This window comes from Streptomyces sp. NPDC088910 (assembly GCF_044749865.1).
In the GTDB taxonomy this organism is placed as follows: Bacteria; Actinomycetota; Actinomycetes; order Streptomycetales; family Streptomycetaceae; genus Actinacidiphila.
This window is the reverse complement of the sequence record NZ_JBIVIV010000001.1, coordinates 840104-866269: the sequence shown is the minus strand read 5'-3', so window position 1 is coordinate 866269 and position 26166 is coordinate 840104. Positions and strand designations below refer to the sequence as shown.

Below are 26166 nucleotides of genomic sequence, written 5' to 3'. Positions count from 1 at the left end.
AGCTGCCACGCATCACCTGTCACGCATCACCGGGACCGCGACGGGTCCCGAATCCGGTCAGGCGGTGACCAGGGTCAGCCCGAAGCGGCTCAGGATCGGGTTGACCGGCTGGAACCAGGTCTGGCCGCCGCTGGCGCAGTTGCCCCAGCCGCCGGAGGTGACGCCCTGGGCCTGGTCGCCGGTGATGAACGAGCCGCCGGAGTCGCCCGGTTCGGCGCAGACGTTGGTGCCGGTCAGGCTGTAGACCGCGCCCTGGGCGTAGTTGACGGTGTCGCCCTGGGACAGGACGGTGCCGCAGTGCCAGTGGGTGGTGGAGCCGGAGCGGCAGATGGAGGAGCCGACCGGGGCGACGTTGGAGCCGCGGACCAGGACGTCGCTGACGGTGCCCCAGCCGAGGACGACCGGGACGGTCCACCAGCCGTTGCCGATGGAGATGTAGGAGTAGTCGTTGCCGGGGAAGGTGGAGCCGACGAAGGTGCCCATCGCCGAGCCGTCCCAGCCGGCCACGGAGCTGCCCGGCGTGCCGCAGTGCCCGGCGCTGACGAAGCCGCCGACCACCGAGAAGCCTATGGAGCAGCGGGTGTTGCCGTTGATGTAGTACGGGTCACCGCCGACGGTCCCGGCCGAGAAGGTGCGGGGCGCGGGGGAGTTGTCGGCCTTGACGGTCAGCAGCCCGGCGGCGCGGGCGGGCGCGAGGAAGGCCGCCACGTCGGCGCGGTTCTCCGCCCCCGCCTGTACGTCGGCGACGACGCGGTTGGTCGTGACGTCGACGCGCCAGCTCCGCACCGCGGCGGGCGCACCGGCCGACGACTTGGCCGCGGTGTCGAGCCCGGCCTTGGCCGAGTCCAGCGCGGCCGCGGTGTGCGCGACCTTCACGGTCGAAGCGCCGGTCGCGCGTACGGCCTCGGTCGCGGCGCTGTCGGTCACCCCCACCACCAGCTTGCCGGAGGCGGCGTCGAACCACTCGCCGCCGAACGCCTTTCCGGCCGCGCGCCGGGCGGTGGGCGCCAGCGTGGTCGCCGTCGCCTCGGCCTTCAGCCGCGCGGTCGCCTGCGTCTGGGTCAGCCCCAGGTCCCGCTGCATGGCGCTCACCAGTCCCGGCGACAACGGCTCGGAGGCCGACGCCGAGGTCACCGGCGCCAGCCCCAACGCCCCTACTCCCAAAGCCACTACGGCGGACAGACACCAGCCCGTACGAGTCATACGTCGCATCGACGCGCTCCTTTGCACCTTCTCGCGAGCGAGAATTCGTGGGGGGACAACACACTCGAACAGCGCCCGGCAGTCCAGCGCGCCTCCACCGCACGAGAGCGCTCTCACCACCGGCCGTCCCCCACCATCAAACGATGTCGAGCACATGTCAACACCGCCTCACGCGTAACACCCGTTTCGTCCATGGATATCCGGAGGTAAAACGTCCGCCATGGCGAGATATCCGAGTCGCAAAGAAGCCGGACCCGCGCGCCGCCGGACCCGGACCCGCCACGGGCCTCGGACGCGCCGCCGGACCCGGACCCGCTACGGGCCTCGGCCGCGCCGCCGGACTGAACCCGGACGTCCCGCCGGACCCGGACGCGCGTCCGGACCCGGACATGCCGCCGGGGGCGGCCGGCGGCCATGAACGGCCGCCGCCCGCCCCCGGCTTGTGGGGGGAGGAGAAAAGAACGGTGAGAAGGAAGGAGCGGCAGCGGGTGCTACCAGCCCACCGCGATCTCCATCCACTGCGGGTTCTGGAGCGAGGCGTACGCGGCCTGCCCGGCCACGTCGTCGTACGGGAACCCGTAGGCGAGGTGGTTGATCGCGTGGTCGTGCCAGAACTTGGCGTACCAGTTGGCCGGGTCGCCGCCCGTGTAGAACTTGGTCGGGTCCTCCCACTGGCTGGACGGGAGGTTGGCGGTGTGCCGGTTGAGCGCGGCGCACATGCCGGGGTTGCCCGCCAGCGAGCCCGCGCAGCCGAAGATGTTGGACGTGGGCTCGTTGACACCGACCGAATTGGCGTACGCCGTGAAGTAGTTGGCGTTCGCGCCGCCCGCGCGGAAGCTCGGGTCGCTGCCCGGCGCGATGATCCGGTACGGGGCCTGGGTCTGGGCCAGCACCTTGAACTGCTGCGGTACGGCGGCCTGGAACTGCGCGAAGGTCGCCTCCCGGCTCTGGTTGAACAGGTCCTGGCTGTCACCGAGCTGGACATCCTGGCCGTCGTGCGTGTGCAGCCGGATGGCCAGCGGCAGGCCCCAGGCGTCGACCCGGGTGGTGTTCCCGTTGAAGACGTTGGCGCCGATGGTGAACTCGATGAAGTCGTAGTACTGGCTGTTCGGCGAGCCGAGGTAGAAGTACATCCGGCCCGAGGAGTTCGCCGGCATGTCGAAGTACGGCTGCTCGGCGATCGAGTGGACCGTGCCGTTGAAGCTCCAGTACACCTGGCTGTCCGGGTACTGGCCGTTGGTCCGGTTGAGGATCTTCAGTTCCATCACATTGTGCGCGGCCGGAATGTCGTCCGTCGTGCCCCAGAAGCTGTCACTGGGCGGTGTGGTGGGGGGAGTCGTGGTGCCGCCGCCGGTGGTGTTGACGGTCAGCTCCCACAGCGAGTAGCCGTACGCGGTGGCGCGGGCGGTGCCGTTGACCCGCAGGTAGCGGCCGGTGCCGGTGACGTTGAGCGCCTGGACGCCGCCGGTCCCGGTGGTGGTGGAGTAGATGTTCGTCCAGCCGCCGGTACCGCTGTCGGACACCTGGATCTGGAAGCCGGTGGCGTACGCCGCCTCCCAGTTGAGGCCGACCTTGCAGATGGTCTGCGAGGAGCCGAGGTCGACCTGGAGCCACTGCGGGTCGCCGAAGGCGCTGGACCAGCGGGTGCCGGTGTTGCCGTCGACCGCCGCCGAGGCGGGGGTGGTCGCGTTCTCGGTGGAGGACGCGGTGGCCGGGTGGTTCAGCGCGGCGTTGGCCGTGCCGCAGGCGGCGGGCGGCGTCGTACCGCCGTTGCCGTACACCTGGAACTCCCACAGGGAGTAGCCGTACTGAGTGGCGCGGACCGTGCCGTACACCCGGACATAGCGCCCGGAACCGTTTACGGTCAGCGTCTGGTTGCCGCCCGTTCCGGTCGTGGTGGAGTAGATGTCGGTCCAGGTCGTGCCGTTGGCCGACGTCTGGATCTTGAAGGATTTCGCGTACGCCGCCTCCCAGTTGAGGGTGACGGAGGTGATCGTCTGCGAGGAGCCGAGGTCGACCTGGAGCCACTGCGGATCGGCGGCGGCGCTCGACCAGCGGGTGCCGGTGTTGCCGTCCACGGCGGCCGACGCGGGCGTGCCCGCGTTCTCCGTCGAGGACGCGGTGGCCGGCTTGCCCTGGGAGAGCAGGGTGTCCGCCGCGCGGGCCGGGGACTGGGTCCAGACGAGCGCCAGGCTCGCCAGCAGGGCCGCGAGGACGGTGAAGATCAGAACCGGCCGGCGCCCGCCGCGCCATGGCCGTTGGCGCACCGACAGGGTAGTGCTGCCTGACATGTGTTCTCCTCAACCGGGTGGGGGTCCGTGATGGAGGCCGGAGGGAGCCGGAGTGCATTGAGAGCGCTCTCCCGGCGAGGTGATGTTTACAAGCGCCGAACAGCCGCGTCAATGAGTTGTTCAATAATGGTCAGTTGGCCCCGTGCCCGATTTCGAGAACCGAACGCGAGCGGACGCCGAACCCGCAGCTCACACCCCGCGCGCCGTCGTTCGCGCCTCGCACTCCCGCGCGGCGCGAAGGAGCGGCCCCGCACACGCCATCCATGCGCGGGACCGCTCCGGCTCGTCACGTCACCGGGCTACCCCAGCGACGCCAGGTGATCGCGCAGCCCGATCCCGTACGCCGTCGGCGTCCCGTCGTACGCCGAGATCAGCGACGGTCCCGAGGAGCAGTCCCAGGTGTTCCAGGTCCACCCCAGGTACGACAGCTTGTGCGCGTCCAGCCAGTTCATGAACTGGTCGATGAAGCCGTGCGAGCAGGTGTTCTCGCCGATCTCACCGGCCACCAGCGGGACCTGCGCCGCGACCGGCGCGACCTGCGAATCCCAGCAGGCCGCCGAGGAGCAGGTGTTGAAGTTGTAGACGTGGAGCGCGGCGCCCAGATTGCCCGTCGGGTCCGTGGGCTTGTGCGCCAGCCAGCCCGTCAGGTCGTTGGAGTACGCCAGACCGCCCGCCAGGATCACGTTTTGCGCGCCGGTGCCGCGTACGGCGTTGATCATCGACTGCATGCCGGCCACCTGGTAGCCGATCCCCGGGCAGGTGCCGCCGTCCCGCCAGCAGGTCCACGCCTGCTCGGTGGTGGAGGTGGCGCGGTCCGGGTAGGGCTCGTTGAACAGGTCGAAGACCACCGAGGTGTTGTTCTTGAACGCGTTGGCCACGCCGGTCCAGAACGGGATCGCGTACTGCGCGTCCGGCATCGGCTTCTGGCAGGTCGCGTTGACGTCCGAGCAGCCCGCCGAGTTGCCGGTGTACGTGCCGTGGCTCCAGTGCAGTTCCACGATCGGCGTGATGCCGTGCGCGACCAGCCGGTTGACCCAGCCGGTGATCGCCGAGACGTAGTTGGCGCCGCCGTACGCGGCGGGCACGTACGAAAGGCCCTGCCAGCAGTCCTCGTTGAGCGGGACGCGGACCGCCGTGACGTGCCAGCTCTTGATCGCGTCGATCGCCGCGTCGTCCACCGGGCCGTCGAAGACGCCGTAGCCCTGCGCGCACATGAACTCGGTGCCGGAGCGGTTGACGCCGTGCAGCACGACGTTCTTGCCGGTGGAGTCGACGAGCTGGTTGCCGGAGACGTGCAGCTTGGGCGGCGCGGTGTCACCACCGGGCGGAGTCGTCGGCGGCGTCGTCGGCGGCGTTGTCGGTGGTGTCGTGGGCGGTGTGGTCGGGGGAGTGGTCGGCGGTGTCGTGGGCGGGGTCGTCGGGGGCGTGGTGGGCGGCGTCGTGCCGTTCACATTGCACGTGGTCCCATTGAGTTTGAAGACCGTCGGCGCCGGGTTGGAGCCCGACCAGTTGGCCAGGAATCCGGCGCTCACCGAACCGCCCGTGGCGATCGTCCCGTTGTACGACATCGAGGCGACGCTGACGGTCTTGCCGGACTGGGTCCAGGTGCCGTTCCAGCCCTGGGTGACCTTCTGGCTGCCGGGGAAGTCGAAGCTCAGATTCCAACTGGTCGTCGCGGCGGCGTTGTTGGTGATCACCACATCGCCCTGGAATCCGGCGTCCCACTGGCTGGTCACCGAGTAGGCCACCGAACAGGCGGGGGCGGCACCCGACGCGGTCGCGCCGAGCGCGGCGGGTAGTAGCGCGGCGGCGGTCGCGGCCGTCGTGACGGCCGCGATCCCGAATGCCGCGGTGCGCGTGGGTCGTCGCATGTGCGACTCCTCGTAAGTGGGGGGATCGAGAAGTGGACGCGCTCCCACTGGTCCGCCGCAGACCATAGCGGCAAGTCGGCGAGGGCGGTAGGGGTTCGGTGACGACCGTGTCGACTTCTGTAGCGACTCTCCGGTGATAGCGGCATGAACATGCCGTTCTGCTTCACCTCTTGACAGTGCGCTCACAGCGCCTTGATTGTGGGAGCGCTCCCACTGGTTCAGATGTTTCCATCCCCCCACAGAACCGCGAGGAGGGCTTCTCGCATGCCCAGAGGAAGACCGTTCAGCAAGCGGATCCGCAGGCTGGTGACGGCTTTCGCCGTCGCGCTGTCCCTGCCGCTCGCCCTGACCGTGGCAGGCGGCGGAACCGTCGCCCACGCGGCCACTCTCCAGTGCAGCGTCGACTACTCGGCCAACGACTGGGGTTCGGGCTTCACCGCCAACGCCACCATCACCAACCGCGGTACGGCCGCGATCGACGGCTGGACACTGACGTACGCCTACGCCGGCAACCAGACGCTCCAGAGCGGCTGGAACGGCACCTGGTCGCAGACCGGGAAGAACGTCACCGTCAAATCGCTCGACTGGAACAAGACGATCGCGCCGAACGCCGGTGTGACCACGAGCGCCAACTTCAACTACAGCGGCACGAACGCGGCGCCGACCGCTTTCGCCGTCAACGGCACCGTATGCGGGGGCGCTCACCAGCCACCGCTCACCGTGCTCACCAGCCCGTCGGCCGGGGCCACGTACACCGCCGGCGCCAGCATCCCGCTGGCGGCCACCGCGGTCGCGGCGGACTCGGCGACCGTCAGCAAGGTGGAGTTCTGGAGCGACACCACGCTGCTGGGCACCGACACCACCTCGCCCTACACCTTCACCTGGCCCGCGGTCGCGGCCGGTGACTACTCGGTCTACGCCAAGGCGTACGACAGCCTGGGCGCGTCCGGCGAATCGACCCCGGTGGGCGTGCACGTGGCCGCCGGGCCCTCGATCGTCGCCTCGCCCACGCAGGTCTCGGTCACGCAGGGCGGCACCGGCACCTTCGGTGTCAAGCTGTCCGGCGCGCCGTCGGCCAATGTCACGGTCGCCGTCGCGCGCACCTCGGGGAACACCTCGCTGACCGTGAAGTCCGGCGCCAGCCTGACCTTCACCCCCGCCAACTGGAGCACGGCGCAGACGGTCACCGTCGCCGCCGCGGCCACCGGCAGCGGAGCGGCGACCTTCTCCGCGACCGCCACCGGCTTCGCCAAGGCCGACGTCACGGTGACGGAGGTGACGGGCACCAGCGGCACGTACGACTCCCGCTTCCTGAACCTCTACGGCAAGATCACCGACCCGGCCAACGGCTACTTCTCCCCGCAGGGCATCCCCTACCACTCGGTGGAGACCCTGATCGTGGAGGCGCCGGACTACGGGCACGAGACGACGTCGGAGGCGTACTCGTACCTGATCTGGCTCCAGGCGATGTACGGCCGGATCACCCAGGACTGGAGCAAGTTCAACGGGGCCTGGGCGCTGATGGAGAAGTACATGATCCCCACCTCCGCCGACCAGCCCACGAACAGCTTCTACGACCCGAGCAAGCCCGCCACGTACGCGCCGGAGCACCCGCTGCCCTCGGACTACCCGTCCAAGCTCGACACGAGCGTCCCGGTCGGTCAGGACCCGATCGCGAACGAGCTGAAGTCGGCGTACGGCACGTCCGACATCTACGGCATGCACTGGCTCCAGGACGTGGACAACACCTACGGGTTCGGTGACACGCCCGGCGGCGGCTGCGAGCTGGGCCCGACGGCGGCCGGTCCCTCGTACATCAACACCTTCCAGCGCGGCGCGCAGGAGTCGGTGTGGGAGACAGTGCCGCAGCCGACCTGCGACGCCTTCAAGTACGGCGGCACCAACGGCTATCTGGACCTGTTCACCGGCGACTCGTCGTACGCCAAGCAGTGGAAGTACACCGACGCCCCGGACGCCGACGCGCGCGCGATCCAGGCCGCCTACTGGGCGGACACCTGGGCCAAGGCGCAGGGCAAGGGCGCCGATGTGGCGACCACGGTCGCCAAGGCCGGAAAGATGGGCGACTACCTGCGGTACTCGTTCTTCGACAAGTACTTCAAGAAGATCGGCAACTGCACGAGTCCGTCCTGCCCGGCGGGCACCGGCAAGGACAGCGAGCACTACCTGCTGTCCTGGTACTACGCCTGGGGCGGTTCCAGCGGTACGGGCGGCGGCTGGTCCTGGCGGATCGGTGACGGCGCCTCGCACTTCGGCTACCAGAACCCGCTGGCGGCCTACGCGTTGACCACCGACCCGGCGATGGCCCCCAAGTCGGCCACCGGCAAGCAGGACTGGTCGACCAGCCTCACCCGGCAGTTGGAGTTCTACACCTGGCTCCAGTCCAAGGAGGGCGGCATCGCGGGCGGTGCCACCAATAGCTGGGACGGCGCCTACGCCCAGCCCCCGGCCGGCACGCCGACCTTCTACGGGATGGCGTACGACTGGGAGCCCGTCTACCACGACCCGCCGTCGAACCAGTGGTTCGGCATGCAGGCGTGGTCGATGGAGCGCGTCGCCGAGTACTACCAGCAGACCGGTGACGCCAAGGCCAAGGCGGTGCTCGACAAGTGGGTGACCTGGGCGATCTCCCAGACCACCATCAACCCCGACGGCACCTTCAAGATCCCGTCCGACCTGGCCTGGACCGGCGCTCCCGACACCTGGAACGCCGCCTCGCCGGGCGCCAACGCCAACCTGCACGTCACGGTCACGTCCTACGGCAACGACCTCGGTGTCGCCGCCGCCCTGGCCAAGACCCTGTCGTACTACGGCGCCAAGTCCGGGAACGCCGCCGCCAAGACCACGGCCAAGGCGCTGCTGGACGGCATGTGGAGCAACAACCAGGACGCCCTGGGCATCGCGGTGCCGGAGACCCGTACGGACTTCTCCCGCTTCAACGACCCGGTCTACGTCCCGTCCACCTTCTCCGGCGCCATGCCGAACGGCGACAAGATCAACTCCAGCTCGACCTTCCTGGAGCTGCGTTCCTTCTACAAGAACGACCCCAACTGGTCCAAGATCGCCACCTACCTCGGCGGAGGAGCCGCCCCGACCTTCACCTACCACCGCTTCTGGGCCCAGGCGGACATCGCGCTGGCGATGGGCTCGTACGCGCTGCTCTTCAACGAGTGAGGCGGCGTACGACCACCCCTGATGTGACGTGAGTCACGCGAGAGGCCCGGTCCGCTTCCGCGGGCCGGGCCTCTCGTATGGGGTGAGTGACGGGACTTGAACCCGCGGCCACCTGGACCACAACCAGGTGCTCTACCAACTGAGCTACACCCACCATGTCCGGCGCTTTCAGGCGCCGACCTGAAGAAGTGTACAGGGTGCGGGGGCGTGCTCGCGCATCCCTTTTGGCGAGCTTTCGCGGCCGCTCTCCGCGGCCTTTCCTGGCCGCTCAGCAGGGCCTTCCGGCCGCGCTACTCCGCCGGCAGGACGTGCTTGGCCGCGATGGCCCGCACGGTGTCGGTGTCCGGCCCCGGCTGGGGGACGAAGACCGCCTCGCGGTAGTAGCGCAGCTCCGCGATCGACTCGCGGATGTCGGCCAGCGCCCGGTGGTTGCCGTTCTTCTCCGGGCTGTTGAAGTACGCGCGCGGGTACCAGCGGCGGGCCAGCTCCTTGATCGAGGAGACGTCCACGATCCGGTAGTGCAGGTGCTGCTCCAGGGTCCCCATGTCGCGCGCGAGGAAGCCGCGGTCGGTGGAGACCGAATTCCCGCACAGCGGCGCCTTGCGCGGCTCGGCCACATGCTCGCGCACGTACCCCAGCACGATCTTCTCGGCCTCTTCGAGCGTGATCCCGCCGGGCAGCTCCTCCAGCAGACCGGAGGAGGTGTGCATCTCCCGCACGATGTCCGGCATGGTCACGAGCGCCTCGTCGGGCGGCCGGATGACCACGTCCACCCCGTCCCCGAGCACATTCAGCTCGGAGTCCGTGACGAGCGCGGCCACCTCGATCAGCGCGTCGTGGGCCAGCGACAGCCCGGTCATCTCACAGTCGATCCACACCATCCGGTCGTTCATACGCCTCACCCTACGGGGCGATCCCGTGAGCCGGGCAGTGCGGCGCCCAGGCTGCGTGGGGCGCGCAGCCGCCCCCGGGACGCGCTCTCGGCCGCCTCGGCCCTGCTGCCGGGCTGCTCGGGCACACGGGCGGCGACGTAGGCGTCACTGTCCGTCTTGCCGGGGGCGGCCAGGATCTGGGAGACCGGGCCGCGCCGGGGCGGCGGCAGGTCGGGTGCGGGCGGCGTGCGGTCCGGCTCGTCCTGCGGCCTGCGGGCGCGGTAGGCCGCCCGGTAGGACGCGGGGGAGGAGCCGAGCTGCCGCCGGAAGTGCCCGCGCAGCGCGACGGGCGAGCGGAAGCCGCAGCGGCCCGCCACCTCGTCGACCGAGTAGTCCGACGTCTCCAGCAGCCGCTGCGCCTGGAGCACCCGCTGGGTGATCAGCCACTGCAACGGCGCGCTGCCGGTGAGCGAGCGGAACCGCCGGTCGAACGTCCGACGGCTCATGTACGCGCGCGCGGCCAGCGCCTCGACGTCGAACTGCTCGTGAAGATGCTCCAGCGCCCAGGCGACGACCTCGGCCAGCGGGTCGGCGCCGATCTCCTCGGGTAAAGACCGGTCGAGGTGTCGCTGACCGGTCTGCCAGTCCGCCCGGCGGGGCGGTACGACCAGCCGTCTGGCCAGCGCCGCCGCGGCCTCGCCGCCGTGGTCGGTGCGCACCACGTGCAGGCACAGGTCGATCCCGGCGGCGGTCCCCGCGGAGGTGAGGACGTCGCCGTCGTCCACGAACAGTTCCCTGGGGTCCACGTGCACCGAGGGATACCGTTTGGCGAGCGTGGGCGCGTACATCCAGTGTGTGGTGGCCGGGCGGCCGTCCAGCAGCCCGGCGGCGGCCAGCACGAAGGCGCCGGTGCACAGTCCGATGATCCGGGCACCCTCCTCGTGGGCGCGGCGGATCGCGTCCAGCGCCTCGGGCGGCGGTGCCTGGGAGATCGAGCGCCAGGTGGGCACGACGACCGTGCCTGCCCTGGAGAGTGCCTCCAGGCCGTAGGGCGCGGTCAGTTCGAGTCCGCCGGTGGTCCGCAGCGGGCCGTCCTCCCCGGCGCAGACCAGCAGCCGGTAGCGGGGCACGCCCGCGTCCTGCCGGTCTATGCCGAAGACCGAGAGCGGTATGGAGCTCTCGAAGATCGGTCCGCCGCTGAAGAGCAGCACGGCGACGACTTCCGGTCGGCGTCGCGCGGAAAGTTTACGAATGGCGCGAGGCGATGCCGATGGTGCTTGCGACGGACTGTCCGCCGCCGTAACGGAACTGGACTCCTGGCTCATGGAGCTCAAGCCCCCCTCGAATCGACGCGTCGTCCCCTCGGTCCTGCATGTTTTCCCCCATGAGGCCACCCATGATCAAATCTACTGTGTCAGGTGGGGCGTTAGTGACTAGTTCACCATCTGACGCTAAGTCGACAAGACAACGTGGCGTAAAGCATTCGATCACGAAGCGTTTCACTCGCTGAGCCCGCTGGGAAGTACGCCTCCCGCCACACGGGCCACCAAACGCCCCCTCCGCGTCTTTGGGCATCGTAGAACCGCAGGTGGTGGGGGTGTTAATGATCCGGAAGCCCAATCGGCGCGCAGGGAAGAGAAGTTGGCCGAAAAACGTCGTTCGGCGGGCCGGTGTGCGTAAAGGGCGCCGGGTAGTGCGCCCACCGCGTGCGGGGAGCGGTGCGCGGCGCGCGGCCGGCCCGCGCGCCTGCCGGAGCCCGAACACGTCGTTCACGTGCGCCGGAGGTGTCCTGCGCACCGGTCCGAGGTCCCTCCGGCGGGGTTCCGAGGCGTTCCGGAAGAGCCACGGACGGGTGATCCCGATGCGCCCCCACGGTGCGCCGGTGCGCTGAACCGTGCCGCCGGTTGGCGTGATGGCGTTGCACTCTGGGCCCGGCTCCGGCATTCTTCCGGAAACTCCGGGTACCTGCCGGGTACGACAGGGCTGTGGAGCCCCGGCAAGCCTGTGCAGGCGGTCTCCGCGGCCGTACTCTGGAGTCAGTGGGACGGGAAGTGGCGAACTGGCCGAAACCGGCTGGTTCCGGCGGCCCGCCCCGCGCGCACCGTCCTTGTCCGCCGCTCGGCGCGTCAGCGCCGCCCTCGCCGAGAATCCGCATCATGGCCGGTCATGAGTTTCCCGAGCCCGCCGACGGCAGGCCGCTCGCCGAGTCGGCGGCGCTGCCCGAGCAGGCTCCAGCGCTGCGGCACGCCTGCGATCCTGCCTTCCGGCACGGGGTCGTGGTGGGCTTCGACGGTTCCCTCTCCAGCGAGCGCGCCCTGTCCTACGCCATCGGCATGGCCCGCAGGACGCACTCCGCGCTGATCATCGTGCATGTCGCCAACCGGCTTCCGGCCACCGTGTGGGCGGGCTGCGAACCGCCGGTCTTCGTGGACGTGCCCGACCACCGCACCGAAGTCCTCGGCCTCGAACTGGCCTGCGCGGACCACCTCGCCGAGATCTCCTGGGTGTTGGTGGAGCGCGGCGGCGACATCTGCCACGAGTTGGAGGAGGTCGGCCGGGAGTACGAGGCCGACGCCATCGTGGTGGGCGGGACGCACGGCCTGGTCGGCCGGATCTTCGGCTCGGTCGCCGGGCGGCTCGCGCGGCGGGCGCAGCGGCCCGTGGTGGTCATTCCGTAGGGCGCGGAGGGTCGTGGCGGGTCGTGGCGGGTCGTGGCGGGTCGTGGCGGGTCACGGAGGGTCGCGGCGGGCGGTCGCACGTTCCGTGCGGGATCGTCCCGTACGGACGTTTACGAAGGCCCCCGCCGGGCTGGCGGGGGCCTTCGCCGTATGCGCGACCGGCGACGAGCCGATCGCTCGGCTACTCGACGGTCACGGACTTCGCCAGGTTACGCGGCTTGTCGATGTCCCGGCCCAGTGCGAGGGCCGTGTGGTACGCGAAGAGCTGGAGCGGGATGCCCATCAGGATCGGGTCCAGCTCGTTCTCGTTCTTCGGTACGACGATGGTGTCGTCGGCCTTCTCCTGCGGCTGGTGCGCCACCGCGAGGATGCGCCCGCTGCGGGCCTTGATCTCCTCCAGGGCCGCCCGGTTCTTCTCCAGCAGGTCGTCGTCCGGCACGATCGCGACCGTCGGCATGGACGGGTCGATCAGGGCCAGCGGCCCGTGCTTCAGCTCCGAGGCCGGGTACGCCTCCGCGTGGATGTACGAGACCTCCTTGAGCTTCAGCGACGCCTCGCGGGCCACCGGGTAGCCGCGTACCCGCCCGATGAACAGCATCGACTTGGCGTCCGCGTACCGCCTGGCCAGCGCCTTGATCTCCGGCTCGGTCTTCAGGATCTCGTCGATCTGGCCGGGCAGCCGGCGCAGGCCCTCGATGATCCGCTTGCCGTCGGCCACCGACAGGTCGCGAATCCGGCCCAGGTGCAGGGCGAGCAGCGCGAAGGCGACCACGGTGTTGGTGAAGCACTTGGTGGACACCACGCAGACCTCGGGCCCGGCGTGCACATAGGTGCCGCCGTCCGCCTCGCGGGCGATGGCCGAGCCGACCACGTTGACCACGCCCAGCACCCGCGCGCCCTTGCGCTTGAGCTCCTGGACGGCGGCCAGCACGTCGTACGTCTCGCCGGACTGGGAGACCGCGACATAGAGGGTGTCGGGGTCGACCACCGGGTTGCGGTAGCGGAATTCCGAGGCGGGCTCGGCGTCCGCGGGGATACGGGCCAGCTCCTCGATCAGCCCGGCGCCGATCTGCCCCGCGTGGTAGCTGGTGCCGCAGCCGAGGATCTTGATCCGGCGCACCCGGCGGGCCTCGCCCGGCTCCAGGTTCAGGCCGCCCAGGTGCACGGTGGAGAACCGGTCGTCGATCCGGCCGCGCAGCACGCGGTCGACCGCCTCCGCCTGCTCGGAGATCTCCTTGTGCATGTACGTGTCGTGGCCGCCCATGTCGTACGACTCGGCCTCCCACTCCACGGTGGTCGGCGTCGCCGTGGTCAGCGAGCCCTCGGTGGTGTACGTGCGGAAGTCGTCGGCCTTGAGGGTGGCCATCTCGCCGTCCTGCAAGGTGACGACCTGGCGGGTGTGGGCGACGAGCGCGGCGACGTCGGAGGCGACGAACATCTCCTTCTCGCCGATGCCGAGGACGACGGGGGAGCCGTTGCGGGCCACGACGATACGGTCGGCGAAGTCGCGGTGCAGGACGGCGAGGCCGTAGGTGCCCTCGACCGAGCGCAGCGCCTCGCGGACCTTCTCCTCCAGGGTCTCCGCCTGGGCGCGGCCGATCAGGTGGGCCAGCACCTCGGTGTCGGTCTCCGAGGCGAAGGTGACGCCGTCGGCGGAGAGCTTGGCGCGCAGCTCGGACGCGTTGTCGATGATCCCGTTGTGGACGATCGCGACCTTGCTGTCCCCGTCGAGGTGCGGGTGCGCGTTGTGGTCGCTCGGGGCGCCGTGGGTGGCCCAGCGGGTGTGCGCGATGCCGGTGGTGCCCGCGAAGCGCTTGGGGATGCGGCCTTCCAGCTCGCGCACCCGGCCCTTGGCCTTCACGGTCCTCAGCTCGCCGGACTTTCCGGTGATCACGACGCCCGCGGAGTCGTAACCCCGGTACTCCAGCCGCTGCAACCCTTCGAGGAGCAGCGGTGCCACGTCACGCCTGCCGATGTATCCGACGATTCCGCACATATGGTCGTCCCTCGTCCCTGTGTCTGTCCGTGTTCTGTTCTGTTCTTTTCGGCCCCCGGGTGCCCTGTCCCGGTGGCCGACGGTGCTCGGCCGCTCGGCCGCATTGTCGGCTCGGTCGCTCGGCCGCATCGTTGGCTCGGTCGCTCAGCCGTAGACGATGCGGCGGAGCTGGCGCTGCGAGAGGGCCGAGGGGGCCACCGCGCGGTGCGGCAGCTCCTCGGCGATCCGCTCGAAGATGTCCGCGTTGACCAGGCCCTTGGCCTGGAGTTCGCGGTGTCTCCTGCGGACGAACTCCTCCGTCGTCTCGTCGAAGTACGCCAGCACGTCCAGCACCACCCGGCTCGCCTCGCCGCGGTGCAGCGGCGTGGAGCGCACCAGGTGGTCGATCAGGTCCTCGTAGGACGTCCGGCGTTCGAGCACCCGTCGATACTGATGTGATCATCTGCGCTTTGCAAGAATCCTGCCCGATTTCGGGCAGGGGAAGCGGCCAAGGGGGTGAAAATTCGGCCGTTACGGACGAAGACGGCACTGCTGCGGGCGCGGACGGCCCGGTCGGCCCGGTCGGCCCGGTTGGCCCGGTTACGGGTGCGGCCGGTGGGCCGCCAGGGGGTTGAGGAGGGTGCCCGCGAACTGGAGGGCGGCCGACGGGTCGGCGAGGTCGATCATCTGCTGGTTGTCACGGAGCTGGAGCCGGTTGAGGCAGGACAGGGTGAATTCCGGCGCGAAGAGGTCGTACCGCTTGAACCGGTCGGCGAGGTCGGGGTGGGCGGCCTGGTAGTCGGCGACGCACTCGGCGACCGTCCGCCAGAACACCGTTTCGTCCAGGATCTTCCCGGTGTGGAGGATCGCGCTGAGGAAGCGGAAGAAGCAGTCGAAGACATCGGTGAAGACGGCGAGCACCCGCTCGTCCTCCGGGACCTCGGCCCTGATCCGCTCCACCTCGGGCGGCAGCGGCGTCTCCGGGTCCATGATCACGATCTCCTCCGCGATGTCCTTGAACACCGCCCGCCGCACCGTCCCGGTCTCGTCCAGCACCAGGATCACGTTCTCGCCGTGCGGCATGAAGGCCAGCCCGTAGGCGTAGAGGCTGTGCAGCACCGGGACGAGATACGCGTCCAGGTAGCGCCGCAGCCAGGTCTCGGCGGGGAGGCCGGAGCGGGCGATGAGGGCGCCCGCGAAGGAGGTGCCCGCGTCCGTGCCGGTGCCTGTGCCTGTGCCTGTGCCGGTGCTTGTGTCCGTACCCGTACCCGTGCTCGTGTCGGCGTCGGTGTGCAGCAGCGACGCCATCGTGGCCAGGTGGTGGCCCGGCTCCAGGTCCGCGACCGGGCTCTCCCGCCACAGCGCGGCCAGCATCTTCCGGTACGGGGAGCCGTACGCCGTGGCCGCCTCGTACTGCCGGTGGTGGTAACCGATCGCCGCCCGCTCGCGGATGATCGAGAAGCGGGCGGCGGTGAAGGTGGGGTCGGCGGCGATCAGCTCGGCGAGCCAGTCGTTGATCGCCGGGGTGGCCGCCATGTACGCGGCGGACAGGCCGCGCATGAAGCCCATGTTGAGGACGGACAGCGCCGTCTTCACATAGTGCCTGGTCGGGACGGTGGTGTTGAAGAACGTACGGACCGACTGCTGCGCCAGATACGCGTCGTCGCCGGGGCCGAGGCAGACCAGGTGCTGCCGGGCGACCTCGCCCGCGAAGGTGACCGAGAGCTTGTTCCACCACTGCCAGGGGTGGACCGGGATCAGCAGATACGCGGCCGGGTCGAGGCCCCGGCCGGTCAGCGCGGCGGCGAAGCGCCGGAGCTGCTCCCGGCCCAGTTCGGCGGTGAGGAAGTCCTCGTAGTCGATGCCCGCGCCCGCGCTGAAGGTGGTGCGGTCGCGGCGCGCGGCCAGCCAGATCAGCCGGACGGGGGAGGCGGCCTCGGGCGCGTACCGCGGGTGGTCGTCCGCGCCGAAGCCGAGCCGGCCGCTGTTGGCGACGAAGCAGGGGTGGCCCTCGGTCATCCCGGTCTCGATGGCCTGGAATCCGGCGCGGGTCAGCTCCGCCGCGCTCACCGGCGCGCGGTCGCGGGCGGCGAGCCTGAAGGCGGCGGCGGAGAGGGTCGCGCTGATCTCCTCCAGGTAGACCGGCAGGACGCTGTCGCTGATGGCGAGGGTGGTGCGCAGTTCGGTGATGAAGTCGAGCGCGTCGAGGGGGAGTTCGGCCTCCTGCCGGTGGCGGGTGACGCTCGCCGGGTCGATCCGCCAGTGGTCGAGGGCCAGGCGGCGGGCGGCGAAACGGTACGTCGTGGCGCCGTCGTCGCTGCGGACGAGGTAGCTGTCGTGGTTCTTCTGACCGTGCCGGGCGTCCGCGGCGTGCCGGGCGTCTGGGGCGTGCTGACGGTCCTGGCCGTGCTGGCCGCGCTGGGCGTCCTGGCTCGCGGGCTCCGGGGTGAGCAGCCGTTCGTGGGCGAATTCGGCGAGGGCCTTGGCCACCAGGTGGCGGGTGGCCCGCTCCCACAGCTCCGGGGTGAGGTGGTCGACGTCGGTCATCGGGTGGCCTCGAAGCGCTCGCGGGTGCAGATGCTCAAGAAGGCGTCCTTCTCCGGCTTCTTGATCCGCTCGATGATCTCGAAGCCGACCGTCTCGTTGAGTACGTGCACCGCCGTGTTGCGGACGTCGGGCTCCACGATCACCCTGCGGGTCGCGGGATCGGCGAAGAGTTCGGCCATCACCGCCCTGATCACCGCGCGGGTGAAGCCGTGCACGGGGGTGTCGCAGGGCGCGACCAGGAAGTGCATGCCGACGTCACCGGGCCGCGCCGGGTAGAGCCCGACGAGTTCGACCCGCGCGGGGTCGTACCGTTCCATCAGGAAGACGGGCCGTCCGTCCTGGAGGCCGAGGAACGCCGCCTCGTACGGGGCCTGCGCGATCTCGGTGTACGCGCGCTCGACATCGTAACGGCTCGCGTCGCCCATCAGCCAGAAACCGGCTTTCGGGTGCGTTACCCAGGTGTGCAGCAGGTCGGCGTCGGCGAGGGGGTCGACCGGGCGGAAGGTGAAGTCGAGGTCTGTGCTGGTGCTGCCCGCGCTGTTCGCGGTGGTTGCGGTCCTCGCGGTGCTTGCGCCGCTCATGCTGTTCGTGCTGCTCATGCGGTGAACTCCTGGAAGGCGATGGCCTTTTCCACGTGGTAGTGCTCGCGGCCGAGCAGATCCCGGATGATGCGGGAGTTGCGGTAGGCCGCCATGCCGAGGTCGGGTGAGACGAAGCCGTGCGTGTGCAGTTCGGCGTTCTGCACGTAGATCGCGCGCTCGGTGACGTCGATGGCGTAGTCGCGGGTGACGTCGTAACGGCCCTGCTCGTCCCAGCGGATGCGGTCCCGGACGGGGGCGAGGAATTCCGGCACCTGGTAGCGGTAGCCGGTGGCGAGGACCAGGCCCTCGGTGTCGATCGTGAACTCCCCGCCCTGCTCGCGTTGGCACAGTCCGAGGGTGTACGTGCCGCTGTCGGCGTCGTACCGCGCGCTGTCGAGCGAGGTGTTGGTGAGCAGCCGGGTCGGGACCTTGCCGCGCCGGTTCTTCAGATAGAGCAGGTCGAAGATGTCATTGATCAGCTCGGAATTGATCCCCTTGTAGAGGTTCTTCTGCGACACGTTGAGCGAGTCGCGGACCGGGGACGGCAGGGAATGGAAGTAGTCGACGTATTCGGGCGACGTCATTTCCAGCGTGAGCTTGGTGTATTCGAGCGGGAAGAAGCGCGGCGAGCGGGTCACCCAGTTCAGCGCGTAACCGTGCGCGTCGATGTCCTGGAGCAGGTCGTGGTAGATCTCGGCGGCGCTCTGCCCGCTGCCGACGATCGTGATGCTGCGCTTGCGCTGGAGGTCGCTCTTGGCCGCCAGATAGCGGGAGTTGTGGATGAGGTCGCCGCCGAGCCCTTCGCAGGCGGCGGGGACGTACGGCGGTGTGCCGGTGCCGAGGACCAGTCGGCGCGTACGGTGCGCCGCGCCGCTCGCGGTCCGTACGACGTAAGTCCCGCCGTGCGTGTCCTCGTACGTTGCGCCGTCCTCGTAGGTCACCTCGGTGACCGTCTGTCCGAAGCGGATCGACGGGATGCGGGCTGCGGCCCAGCGGCAGTAGTCGTTGTACTCCTCGCGCAGCGGATAGAAGCTCTCGCGTATGTAGAAGGAGTACAACCGCCCCGATTCCTTGAGGTAGTTGAGGAAGCTGAAGGGCGAGGTGGGGTCGGCGAGGGTCACCAGGTCCGACATGAACGGCGTCTGGAGGGTGCTGCCCTCCAGGAACATGCCGGAGTGCCAGTCGAAGTCCGGTTTGGCCTCCAGGAAGAGGCCGTTGAGGTCGTCGATCGGCTCGGTCAGGCAGGCGAGGCCCAGATTGAACGGGCCGAGGCCGATCGCGATGAAGTCGAACTCCGGTTCCGGCGCGGCGGGTTCGGATGCCGAGTCCGGGTCACGAGGCGTGGACAAGTGCGTCTCCCAGGTACTGGTCCGCGTGCTCGGCGAGCAGGTCGAGGACGGTGGCGATGTCGGCGGGGGTGGTGCGCGGGTTGAGCAGGGTGAACTTCAGGTAGTGGCTGCCGCGTACCTTCGTGCCCGCCACGACGGCCTCGCCCGAGGCGAACAGCGCCTTGCGGGCGTGCAGGTTGGCGCGGTCGATCAGCGCCGGGCTGGTGACGGCGGCCGGGATCCAGCGGAAGACCAGCGTGGACAGGGTCGGCGGGGCGACCACTTCGAAGCGCGGGTCGGCGTCGAGCAGCTTCCAGCCCTCGGCGGCCAGGTCCACGACCTCGTCGAAGAGCTGGCCGACGCCGTCGGCGCCCATCACGCGCAGCGTCATCCACAGCTTGAGGGCGTCGAACCGCCGTGTGGTCTGGAGCGACTTGTCCACCTGGTTGGGGATGCGCTCGGTGGTGGTGCGGCGCGGGTTGAGGTAGTCGGCGTAGTACGTGGCGTGCCGCAGCGTGGTGCGGTCGCGGACCAGGAGGGCGCTCGAACTGACGGGCTGGAAGAAGGACTTGTGGTAGTCGACGGTCACCGAGTCGGCGCGCTCGATGCCGTCGAGCAGGTGGCGGCGGGTGGGGGAGACCAGCAGGCCGCAGCCGTACGCGGCGTCCACGTGCAGCCACACGCCGTGGCGCTCGCACAGGTCGGCGATGGCGGGCAGCGGGTCGATGGAGCCGAAGTCGGTGGTGCCCGCGGTGGCGACGACGGCCATCGGGGTCAGGCCCTCGCGGGCGCAGCGGTCCAACTCGCGGGCGAGCGCGAGGCTCTGCATCCGCTTGTTCTGGTCGCAGGGGACGGAGATGACGGCGTCGGCGCCGAGGCCGAGCAGCTTCGCGGACTTCTGGACGCTGAAGTGGCCGCACTCGGAGGCGAGGATGCGCAGCCGCGAGGAGGCGGCGCCGCGGGTGACGGCTTCCTCGCGGGCGAGCAGCAGAGCCTGGAGGTTGGACTGGGTGCCGCCGCTGGTGAAGACGCCGTCGGCCGCCGGGCCGAGGCCCGCGCGCTCGGCCGTCCAGTCGATCATGCGGCGCTCGATGAGGGTGGCGCCGGCGCTCTGGTCCCAGGTGTCGAGGGAGGAGTTGACGGCGCTGAGCACGGCCTCGGCGGCGACGGCCGGTATGACGACCGGGCAGTTGAGGTGCGCGAGGTAGCGGGGGTGGTGGAAGTAGACGGCGTCGCGCAGATAGACCGCTTCGAGTTCGTCCAGCGCGGCGGCGGTGTCGCCGAGCGGCTGGGCGAGGTCGATCGCGTCGATCCGGGGCGCGAGGGCTTCCGGGGTGATGCCGGTGAAAGGCCGGTCGGTCGCGGCGAGGGTGGCCGCCACCCGCTCGACTCCCTGGGAGACGGAGCGCAGATAGTGCTCCGTCGTGGCGTCGTTGAGCAGGTGTGAGCGCATGGGCAGACCTCTCGTTGAGCGGCTGAGTTAGGTTAGCCTAACCTAACTCAGCCGCTCAACGGTCCTGTGTCCCAGTTGTCTCAGGGATCACTCTTCCCCGCAGGCGGGTGTTCTAGCCCACGAGCCCCAACTCCCGTGCGATCAGCATGCGCTGCACCTCGCTGGTGCCTTCGCCGATCTCCAGGATTTTGGAGTCCCGCCACATACGGGCCACCGGATATTCGTTCATGAAGCCGTAGCCGCCGTGGATCTGCGTGGCCTCACGGGCGTTGGTGACCGCGATCTCGGAGGAGTAGAGCTTGGCCAGCGCCGCCTCCTTCTTGAACTCGTCGCCGTGCACCAGCCGCGACGCCGCGTCCCGCCACGCCAGCCGCGCCGTGTGGGCCCGCATCTCCATGTCCGCGATCTTGAACTGGATCGCCTGGTTGTCACCGATCGGACGCCCGAAGGCGTGCCGGGTCTTGGCGTACGACAGCGACTCGTCCACACAGCCCTGCGCCAGACCGGTGGACAGGGCCGAGATCGCGATCCGCCCCTCGTCCAGGATGCGCAGGAACTGCGCGTAGCCCCGGCCCTCCTCGCCCAGCAGATTCGCCGCGGGCACCCGGCAGTCGGCGAAGGACAGCTCGCGGGTGTCCGACGCGTTCCACCCGACCTTGCTGTACTTCTTCGACACCGTGAAGCCGGGCGTCCCCGACGGGACGATGATCGAGGAGATCCGCGGCCTGCCGTCGTCCTTGCGGCCGGTCACCGCCGTCACCGTGACCAGCCCGGTGATGTCGGTGCCCGAGTTGGTGATGAAGCACTTGGTGCCGTTGATCACCCACTCGTCGGTCGCCTCGTCCAGCCGCGCGGTGGTACGGGTGCCGCCCGCGTCGGAACCGCACTCCGGCTCCGTCAGCCCAAACGCGCCCAGCATCTCGCCCGAGCAGAGCTTCGGCAGCCAGGCGCGCTTCTGCTCCTCGGTGCCGAACCTGAACACCGGCATCGCGCCCAGCGACACCCCGGCCTCCAGGGTGATCGCCACCGAGGAGTCCACGCGGGCCAGCTCCTCCAGTGCGATGCACAGCGCGAAGTAGTCACCGCCCATCCCGCCGTACTCCTCGGGGAACGGCAGCCCGAACAGGCCCATCCGCCCCATCTCCCGCACGATCTCGTACGGGAACTCCTGCTGCTCGTAGAACTCGCCGATCTTCGGCGCGATCACGTCCTTGGCGAACTCCGCGACCGTGGCGCGCAGTTCCTCGTACTCGGCGGACAGACGGTGGTCGATCGACATGGCTACTGCTCCTGGTGGGTCAGGGCGCGGACGGTACGGGACGGGCTCGGCCGTCCCAGGTGCTCCGCCATCCACACGCTTGTGGCGCTGAGGCGGTCCAGATCGACCCCGGTACGGATGCCGAGGCCGTGCAGCATCCAGACGAGGTCTTCGGTGGCGAGGTTTCCGGTGGCGCTCTTGGCGTACGGGCAGCCGCCGAGGCCGCCCGCGGAGGCGTCCACGACGGTGACGCCCCGCTGGAGCGCGGCCAGCGTGTTGGACAGCGCCTGGCCGTAGGTGTCGTGGAAGTGCACGGCGAGCTTGTCGACCGGGACGTCGTTGCCGCCGGAGCCGCCGGTCAGTTCGTCCAGCAGCGCCGTGACATGGCCGGGCGTCGCCACCCCGATCGTGTCGCCGAGGCTCAGCTCGGTGCAGCCCAGTTCGTACAGCCGCCGGGCCGCGGCGGCGACCTGCCCGATCGGGACCGGGCCCTCCCAGGGGTCGCCGAAGCACATCGACAGATAGCCGCGGACGGTGGCGCCCGCGTCCCTGGCCCTGGTCACCACCGGGGCGAACATCGCCAGCGATTCTTCCACCGTCCGGTTGAGGTTGGCGCGGGCGAAGGACTCGGTGGCGCTGCCGAAGACCGCGATCTCCCGGACGCCCAGCTCCAGCGCCCGCTCCAGACCCCGCTCGTTCGGCACCAGCACCGGCAGCCGCACCGCCGGGTCCAGGTCCGCGAGCAGCGGCATCAGATCGGCCGCGTCGGCCAGTTGCGGCACCCACTTGGGGTGGACGAAGCTGGTCGCCTCGATCGTGCCGAGCCCGGCCGCGGCGAGCCGGTGCACGAATTCCGCCTTCACGGCGGTCGGCACGGTCGCCTTCTCGTTCTGCAGTCCGTCCCGCGCGCCGACCTCGTGGATCCGCACGGCCGTCGGCAGCCCGGCCGCGGGTACGGCCATCGGCAGTCCGGCGGGCAGCGCGCCGCCGGTCGCGTCCGTCGTCGTACTCGCGGCGGCGCCGCTGGGTGTCCCGGACGCGGCCGGGCTCCGGTCGGCGGTGCTCATGACGCCTCCCCGGCGGTCGGTGCGGAAGCCGGCGCGGTGGTCTGACCGGCAGCGGGTGCGGTGGTCCGCGCGGCGTCGGATGCGGTGGTCCGCGCGGCGGTCGGTCCGGCGGTCGGTCCGGCGGGCGGCTCGGGCGCTGTTCCGGCGGCTGCCGCGGGTGTTGCCGCCTCGGCCGGGTCCTGCGCGGCCGACGGGGTGACCACCGCCAGCACCTGGTCCATCGCCACGGTGCTGCCCGCGGTGACGTCGATCTCGGACACCGTCCCGTCGTGCGGGGCGGTGATCACGTGCTCCATCTTCATGGCCTCCACCACCAGCAGGCTCTGGCCCGCCACGACCTCGTCCCCCTTGCCGACCTTCACCACCGTGACCGTGCCGGGCATCGGCGCGGTCAGCGCGCCGCCCCCGCCCCCGCCCGCGGCGCCGCGCAGGGCCGCGGCCACCGGGTCGTACGCCCGTACCCACCAGCCGTCGCCGTCCCGGCCCAGCCACTCGCCCGCGTGCCGGAAAGCGGTCACCGTGCCCTCGCGGTGGAGCAGCGCGCGCGGTCCGTCCAGCGTCAACCGGGCCGCCGTGGCCGGTCCTTCGCCGATCCGCACCAGGCCGTCGCGGACCCGTACCGTCACCGGCTCCCGGCCGGGAACCCGCAGGTGGTGCACCGTCCAGGCGGCCTCGCCGCCCAGCCGCCAGCCGCTCGGCACCGAGAAGGGGTCGGTCCAGCCGCCCGCGTCCGGGGCCGGGGCCAGCGCGGCCTGCCGCAGCAGCGCCGCCGCCGCGTACACCTCGTCCGGCACGCCGGGCGGCAGCAGCTCGGCGGCGTCCCGGTCGATCAGCCCGGTGTCCAGCTCGCCCGCGACCACCGCCGGGTGGGCCAGCAGCCTGCGCAGGAAACCGGTGTTGGTGTCCAGGCCCAGCACGACGGTGTCCGCCAGCGCGGCCCGCAGCCGTCGCAGCGCCGTGGCCCGGTCGGGGCCGTAGGCGATCACCTTGGCCAGCATCGGGTCGTAGGCCGTGCCCACCTCCGTGCCGACCGCGAGACCCGAATCGACGCGCACTCCGGGGCCGGTCGGTTCGGCCAGCGCCACGACGGTGCCCGCGGACGGCAGGAAGTCCACCCGGCCGTCGCCCGCTCTGGCGGTCTCCGCGCAGATCCGCGCCTCCATGGCGTGGCCGGTCATGGCGATGGCCCGCTGTCCGAAGCCCAGCCGCTCGCCGCACGCCACCCGGAGCTGCCATTCGACCAGGTCGAGCCCGGTGACCAGCTCCGTCACCGGGTGCTCCACCTGGAGGCGGGTGTTCATCTCCATGAAGAAGTACGCGCCGGGGTCGGCGCCGGGGACGATGAACTCCACCGTGCCCGCGCCCGTGTAGCCGCAGGAGCGGGCGGCCTGCACCGCGGCCTCGCCCATCGCCTGCCGGGTCGCCTCGTCGAGCAGGACCGAGGGGGCCTCCTCGATCACCTTCTGGTGCCGTCGTTGCAGCGAGCACTCGCGCTCGCCGAGGTGCACCACCGAGCCGTGGCCGTCGGCCAGGACCTGGATCTCGATGTGCCGCGGGCGGTCGATCCACCGCTCCACCAGCAGCGTGTCGTCGCCGAAGGAGCCGCGCGCCTCGCGCCGGGCCGCCGCGATCTCCTCGGCCAGCAGGGCCTCGTCGCGCACCAGCCGCATGCCCTTGCCGCCGCCGCCCGCCGAGGGCTTGAGCAGCACCGGCAGGCCGATCTCCCGTGCCGCGTCGGCCAGTTGGTCGTCGGTGAGCCCGCTGCCCGTGCTGCCGGGCACGACCGGGACGCCCGCGGCCCGGACCGTCTCCTTGGCGCGGATCTTGTCGCCCATCAGCTCGATGGCCTCGGCGGGCGGTCCGATGAAGACCAGGCCCGCCTCGGCGCAGGCGCGGGCGAAGGCCGCGTTCTCCGCCAGGAAGCCGTAGCCGGGGTGGACCGCCTGGGCACCCGCCTCCACGGCCGCCCGTACCTGCTCGGCGGCCGACAGATAGTTCTCGATCCGTACCGCGGTGTCCGCCTCGCGTACGTGCCGGGCGTCGGCGTCGGCGTCGGTGAAGACGGCGGCCGAGCGGACGCCCAGCTCCCGCAGGGTCCGCAGCACGCGGACGGCGATCTCGCCGCGGTTGGCGACCAGGACGGTGTCGAACATGGGGCTCGCGCTCCCGGCGGTTGCGGTGTTCATGGTCGGCACGCCCCTCACATCCGGAAGACGCCGTAGCCGGGCGCACCCGGATCGGCGGTCGGAAGGGGGGCGTTGGCGCAGGCGGTGAGGGCCAGGCCGAGGACGGTACGGGTCTCCAGCGGGTCGATCACACCGTCGTCCCAGAGCCTGGCGGTGGCGTAGTAGGCGTTGCCCTGCGTCTCGTACTGCTCGCGGACCGGGGCCTTGAACGCCTCCTCCGCCTCCTCGCTCCACTTCTCGCCCGCGGCGGCGAGCTGGTCGCGCTTGACGGTGGCCAGCACGGACGCGGCCTGCTCGCCGCCCATCACCGAGATCTTGGCGTTGGGCCACATCCACAGGAAGCGCGGGCTGTAGGCCCGGCCGCACATCGAGTAGTTGCCCGCGCCGTAGGAGCCGCCGATCACCACGGTCAGCTTGGGCACGCGCGCGCAGGCGACCGCCGTGACCATCTTCGCGCCGTGCTTGGCGATGCCGCCCGCCTCGTACTGGCGGCCGACCATGAAGCCGGAGATGTTCTGGAGGAACAGCAGCGGGATGCCGCGCTGGTCGCACAGCTCGATGAAGTGCGCGCCCTTGAGGGCGGATTCGGCGAACAGGATGCCGTTGTTGGCCACGATGCCGACCGGATGGCCCTGGATGTGGGCGAAACCGGTGACCAGCGTGGTGCCGTACTCCGCCTTGAACTCGGCGAAGCGGCTGCCGTCCACCAGCCGCGCGATGACCTCGCGGACGTCGTACGGGGTGCGGGAGTCGACCGGTACCGCACCGGTCAGCCCGGCCGGGTCCACGGCGGGCGGCTCCGCGGGCCGTACCGTCCACGGCGGGGCGCCGCGCGCGGGCAGGGTGGCGACGATGTCGCGGACGATGTCCAGCGCGTGGGCGTCGTCCTCGGCGAGGTGGTCGGTGACGCCGGAGACCCGGGAGTGCACCTCGCCGCCGCCCAGTTCCTCCGCGGTGACGACCTCGCCGGTGGCCGCCTTCACCAGCGGCGGACCGCCGAGGAAGATCGTGCCCTGATTCCGTACGATCACCGCCTCGTCGCTCATCGCCGGGACGTAGGCGCCGCCCGCGGTGCACGAGCCCATGACGGCGGCGATCTGCGGGATGCCGCGCGCGGACATGGTGGCCTGGTTGAAGAAGATCCGGCCGAAGTGGTCGCGGTCGGGGAAGACCTCGTCCTGCCGGGGGAGGAAGGCGCCGCCGGAGTCGACCAGGTAGACGCACGGCAGCCGGTTGTCCAGGGCGATCTCCTGGGCGCGCAGGTGCTTCTTGACCGTCATCGGGTAATAGGTGCCGCCCTTGACCGTGGCGTCATTGGCGACGACCACGACCTCACGCCCCGCGACGCGGCCGATCCCGGCGATCACCCCGGCGGCCGGTGCCTGCCCGTCGTACATCCCGTCCGCGGCCAGCGGCGCCAGCTCCAGGAAGGGTGAGCCGGGGTCGAGCAGCCCGTCCACCCGGTCTCTGGGCAGCAGCTTTCCGCGCGCGGTGTGGCGGGCGCGGGCTCTCTCGCCGCCGCCGAGCCGCGCGGCGGCCAGCTTGTCGCGCAGGTCCGCGGTCAATGCGGCATGAGCCTGCGCATTGGCCTGATACGCCTCTGACGCCGGATCTGCGGCGCTGGACAGGGCGGGTGCTGCCATGGTTCGGCCCCCCGGATGTTA

17 protein-coding genes and 1 tRNA gene are annotated in these 26166 nt (G+C 70.6%); 2 read left to right on the top strand and 16 right to left on the bottom strand.

The window, feature by feature from the left end; translation table 11 throughout:
- Nucleotides 1-57 precede the first annotated feature (57 nt).
- The 3 genes from ACIP4Z_RS03630 to ACIP4Z_RS03620 form a co-directional block, all read right to left on the bottom strand.
- A complete protein-coding gene (locus ACIP4Z_RS03630; protein ID WP_401304802.1) occupies nucleotides 58-1212 on the bottom strand; it encodes a S1 family peptidase in 1155 nt (384 codons plus the stop codon).
- A 482-nt stretch (nucleotides 1213-1694) separates the two neighbouring features.
- Complete coding sequence (locus tag ACIP4Z_RS03625; RefSeq protein ID WP_401304800.1) at nucleotides 1695-3494, bottom strand: discoidin domain-containing protein; 1800 nt, start codon at nucleotides 3492-3494, stop codon at nucleotides 1695-1697.
- 299 nt (nucleotides 3495-3793) lie between these two features.
- Nucleotides 3794-5365: a cellulose binding domain-containing protein gene (locus ACIP4Z_RS03620; RefSeq protein ID WP_401304798.1), complete on the bottom strand. Its 1572-nt coding sequence runs from the start codon at nucleotides 5363-5365 to the stop codon at nucleotides 3794-3796.
- A gap of 264 nt (nucleotides 5366-5629) precedes the next feature.
- On the opposite strand from ACIP4Z_RS03620, the gene ACIP4Z_RS03615 reads away from it, so the two are divergent.
- Entirely contained in the window at nucleotides 5630-8557 is a 2928-nt protein-coding gene (locus ACIP4Z_RS03615; RefSeq protein WP_401304796.1) for a glycoside hydrolase family 48 protein, read from the top strand.
- 78 nt (nucleotides 8558-8635) lie between these two features.
- Here the strand turns inward: ACIP4Z_RS03615 and ACIP4Z_RS03610 are convergent.
- The 3 genes from ACIP4Z_RS03610 to ACIP4Z_RS03600 form a co-directional block, all read right to left on the bottom strand.
- Nucleotides 8636-8711: transfer RNA gene (locus ACIP4Z_RS03610), tRNA-His, on the bottom strand.
- 136 nt (nucleotides 8712-8847) lie between these two features.
- On the bottom strand, nucleotides 8848-9450 hold the full coding sequence (gene orn / locus ACIP4Z_RS03605; RefSeq protein ID WP_355336979.1) for an oligoribonuclease: 603 nt from the start codon (nucleotides 9448-9450) through the stop codon (nucleotides 8848-8850).
- A gap of 5 nt (nucleotides 9451-9455) precedes the next feature.
- Complete coding sequence (locus ACIP4Z_RS03600) at nucleotides 9456-10754, bottom strand: helix-turn-helix domain-containing protein (RefSeq protein ID WP_355336981.1); 1299 nt, start codon at nucleotides 10752-10754, stop codon at nucleotides 9456-9458.
- Between the two features lie 831 nt (nucleotides 10755-11585).
- On the opposite strand from ACIP4Z_RS03600, the gene ACIP4Z_RS03595 reads away from it, so the two are divergent.
- Entirely contained in the window at nucleotides 11586-12107 is a 522-nt protein-coding gene (locus ACIP4Z_RS03595; RefSeq protein ID WP_355336983.1) for a universal stress protein, read from the top strand.
- Nucleotides 12108-12288: 181 nt separating this feature from the next.
- Here the strand turns inward: ACIP4Z_RS03595 and glmS are convergent, their stop codons facing one another.
- From glmS to ACIP4Z_RS03545, 10 genes are all read right to left on the bottom strand, one after another.
- On the bottom strand, nucleotides 12289-14103 hold the full coding sequence (glmS, locus tag ACIP4Z_RS03590; RefSeq protein ID WP_401304792.1) for a glutamine--fructose-6-phosphate transaminase (isomerizing): 1815 nt from the start codon (nucleotides 14101-14103) through the stop codon (nucleotides 12289-12291).
- 144 nt (nucleotides 14104-14247) lie between these two features.
- Nucleotides 14248-14523 carry a hypothetical protein gene (locus ACIP4Z_RS03585; RefSeq protein WP_188280294.1) on the bottom strand — a complete coding sequence of 92 codons (276 nt, stop codon included), beginning with the start codon at nucleotides 14521-14523 and terminating at the stop codon, nucleotides 14248-14250.
- 159 nt (nucleotides 14524-14682) lie between these two features.
- Nucleotides 14683-16629, bottom strand: a complete 1947-nt coding sequence (locus tag ACIP4Z_RS03580) for an IucA/IucC family protein (RefSeq protein WP_401304790.1) — start codon at nucleotides 16627-16629, stop codon at nucleotides 14683-14685.
- On the bottom strand, nucleotides 16626-17228 hold the full coding sequence (locus ACIP4Z_RS03575) for a GNAT family N-acetyltransferase (protein ID WP_401304788.1): 603 nt from the start codon (nucleotides 17226-17228) through the stop codon (nucleotides 16626-16628). Before ACIP4Z_RS03575 ends, ACIP4Z_RS03580 begins: the two co-directional genes overlap by 4 nt.
- A complete protein-coding gene (locus tag ACIP4Z_RS03570) occupies nucleotides 17225-18559 on the bottom strand; it encodes a lysine N(6)-hydroxylase/L-ornithine N(5)-oxygenase family protein (protein WP_401304786.1) in 1335 nt (444 codons plus the stop codon). Before ACIP4Z_RS03570 ends, ACIP4Z_RS03575 begins: the two co-directional genes overlap by 4 nt.
- On the bottom strand, nucleotides 18543-19991 hold the full coding sequence (locus ACIP4Z_RS03565) for a pyridoxal-dependent decarboxylase (protein ID WP_391160516.1): 1449 nt from the start codon (nucleotides 19989-19991) through the stop codon (nucleotides 18543-18545). Before ACIP4Z_RS03565 ends, ACIP4Z_RS03570 begins: the two co-directional genes overlap by 17 nt.
- A gap of 112 nt (nucleotides 19992-20103) precedes the next feature.
- A complete protein-coding gene (locus tag ACIP4Z_RS03560; RefSeq protein ID WP_401304783.1) occupies nucleotides 20104-21270 on the bottom strand; it encodes an acyl-CoA dehydrogenase family protein in 1167 nt (388 codons plus the stop codon).
- A 2-nt stretch (nucleotides 21271-21272) separates the two neighbouring features.
- Complete coding sequence (locus ACIP4Z_RS03555; RefSeq protein ID WP_401305045.1) at nucleotides 21273-22211, bottom strand: hydroxymethylglutaryl-CoA lyase; 939 nt, start codon at nucleotides 22209-22211, stop codon at nucleotides 21273-21275.
- Nucleotides 22212-22312: 101 nt separating this feature from the next.
- Nucleotides 22313-24469, bottom strand: coding sequence for a biotin carboxylase N-terminal domain-containing protein (locus ACIP4Z_RS03550; protein WP_401305043.1), 2157 nt, complete (start codon nucleotides 24467-24469; stop codon nucleotides 22313-22315).
- Between the two features lie 47 nt (nucleotides 24470-24516).
- Complete coding sequence (locus ACIP4Z_RS03545) at nucleotides 24517-26145, bottom strand: carboxyl transferase domain-containing protein (protein WP_401304780.1); 1629 nt, start codon at nucleotides 26143-26145, stop codon at nucleotides 24517-24519.
- Nucleotides 26146-26166: the final 21 nt, after the last annotated feature.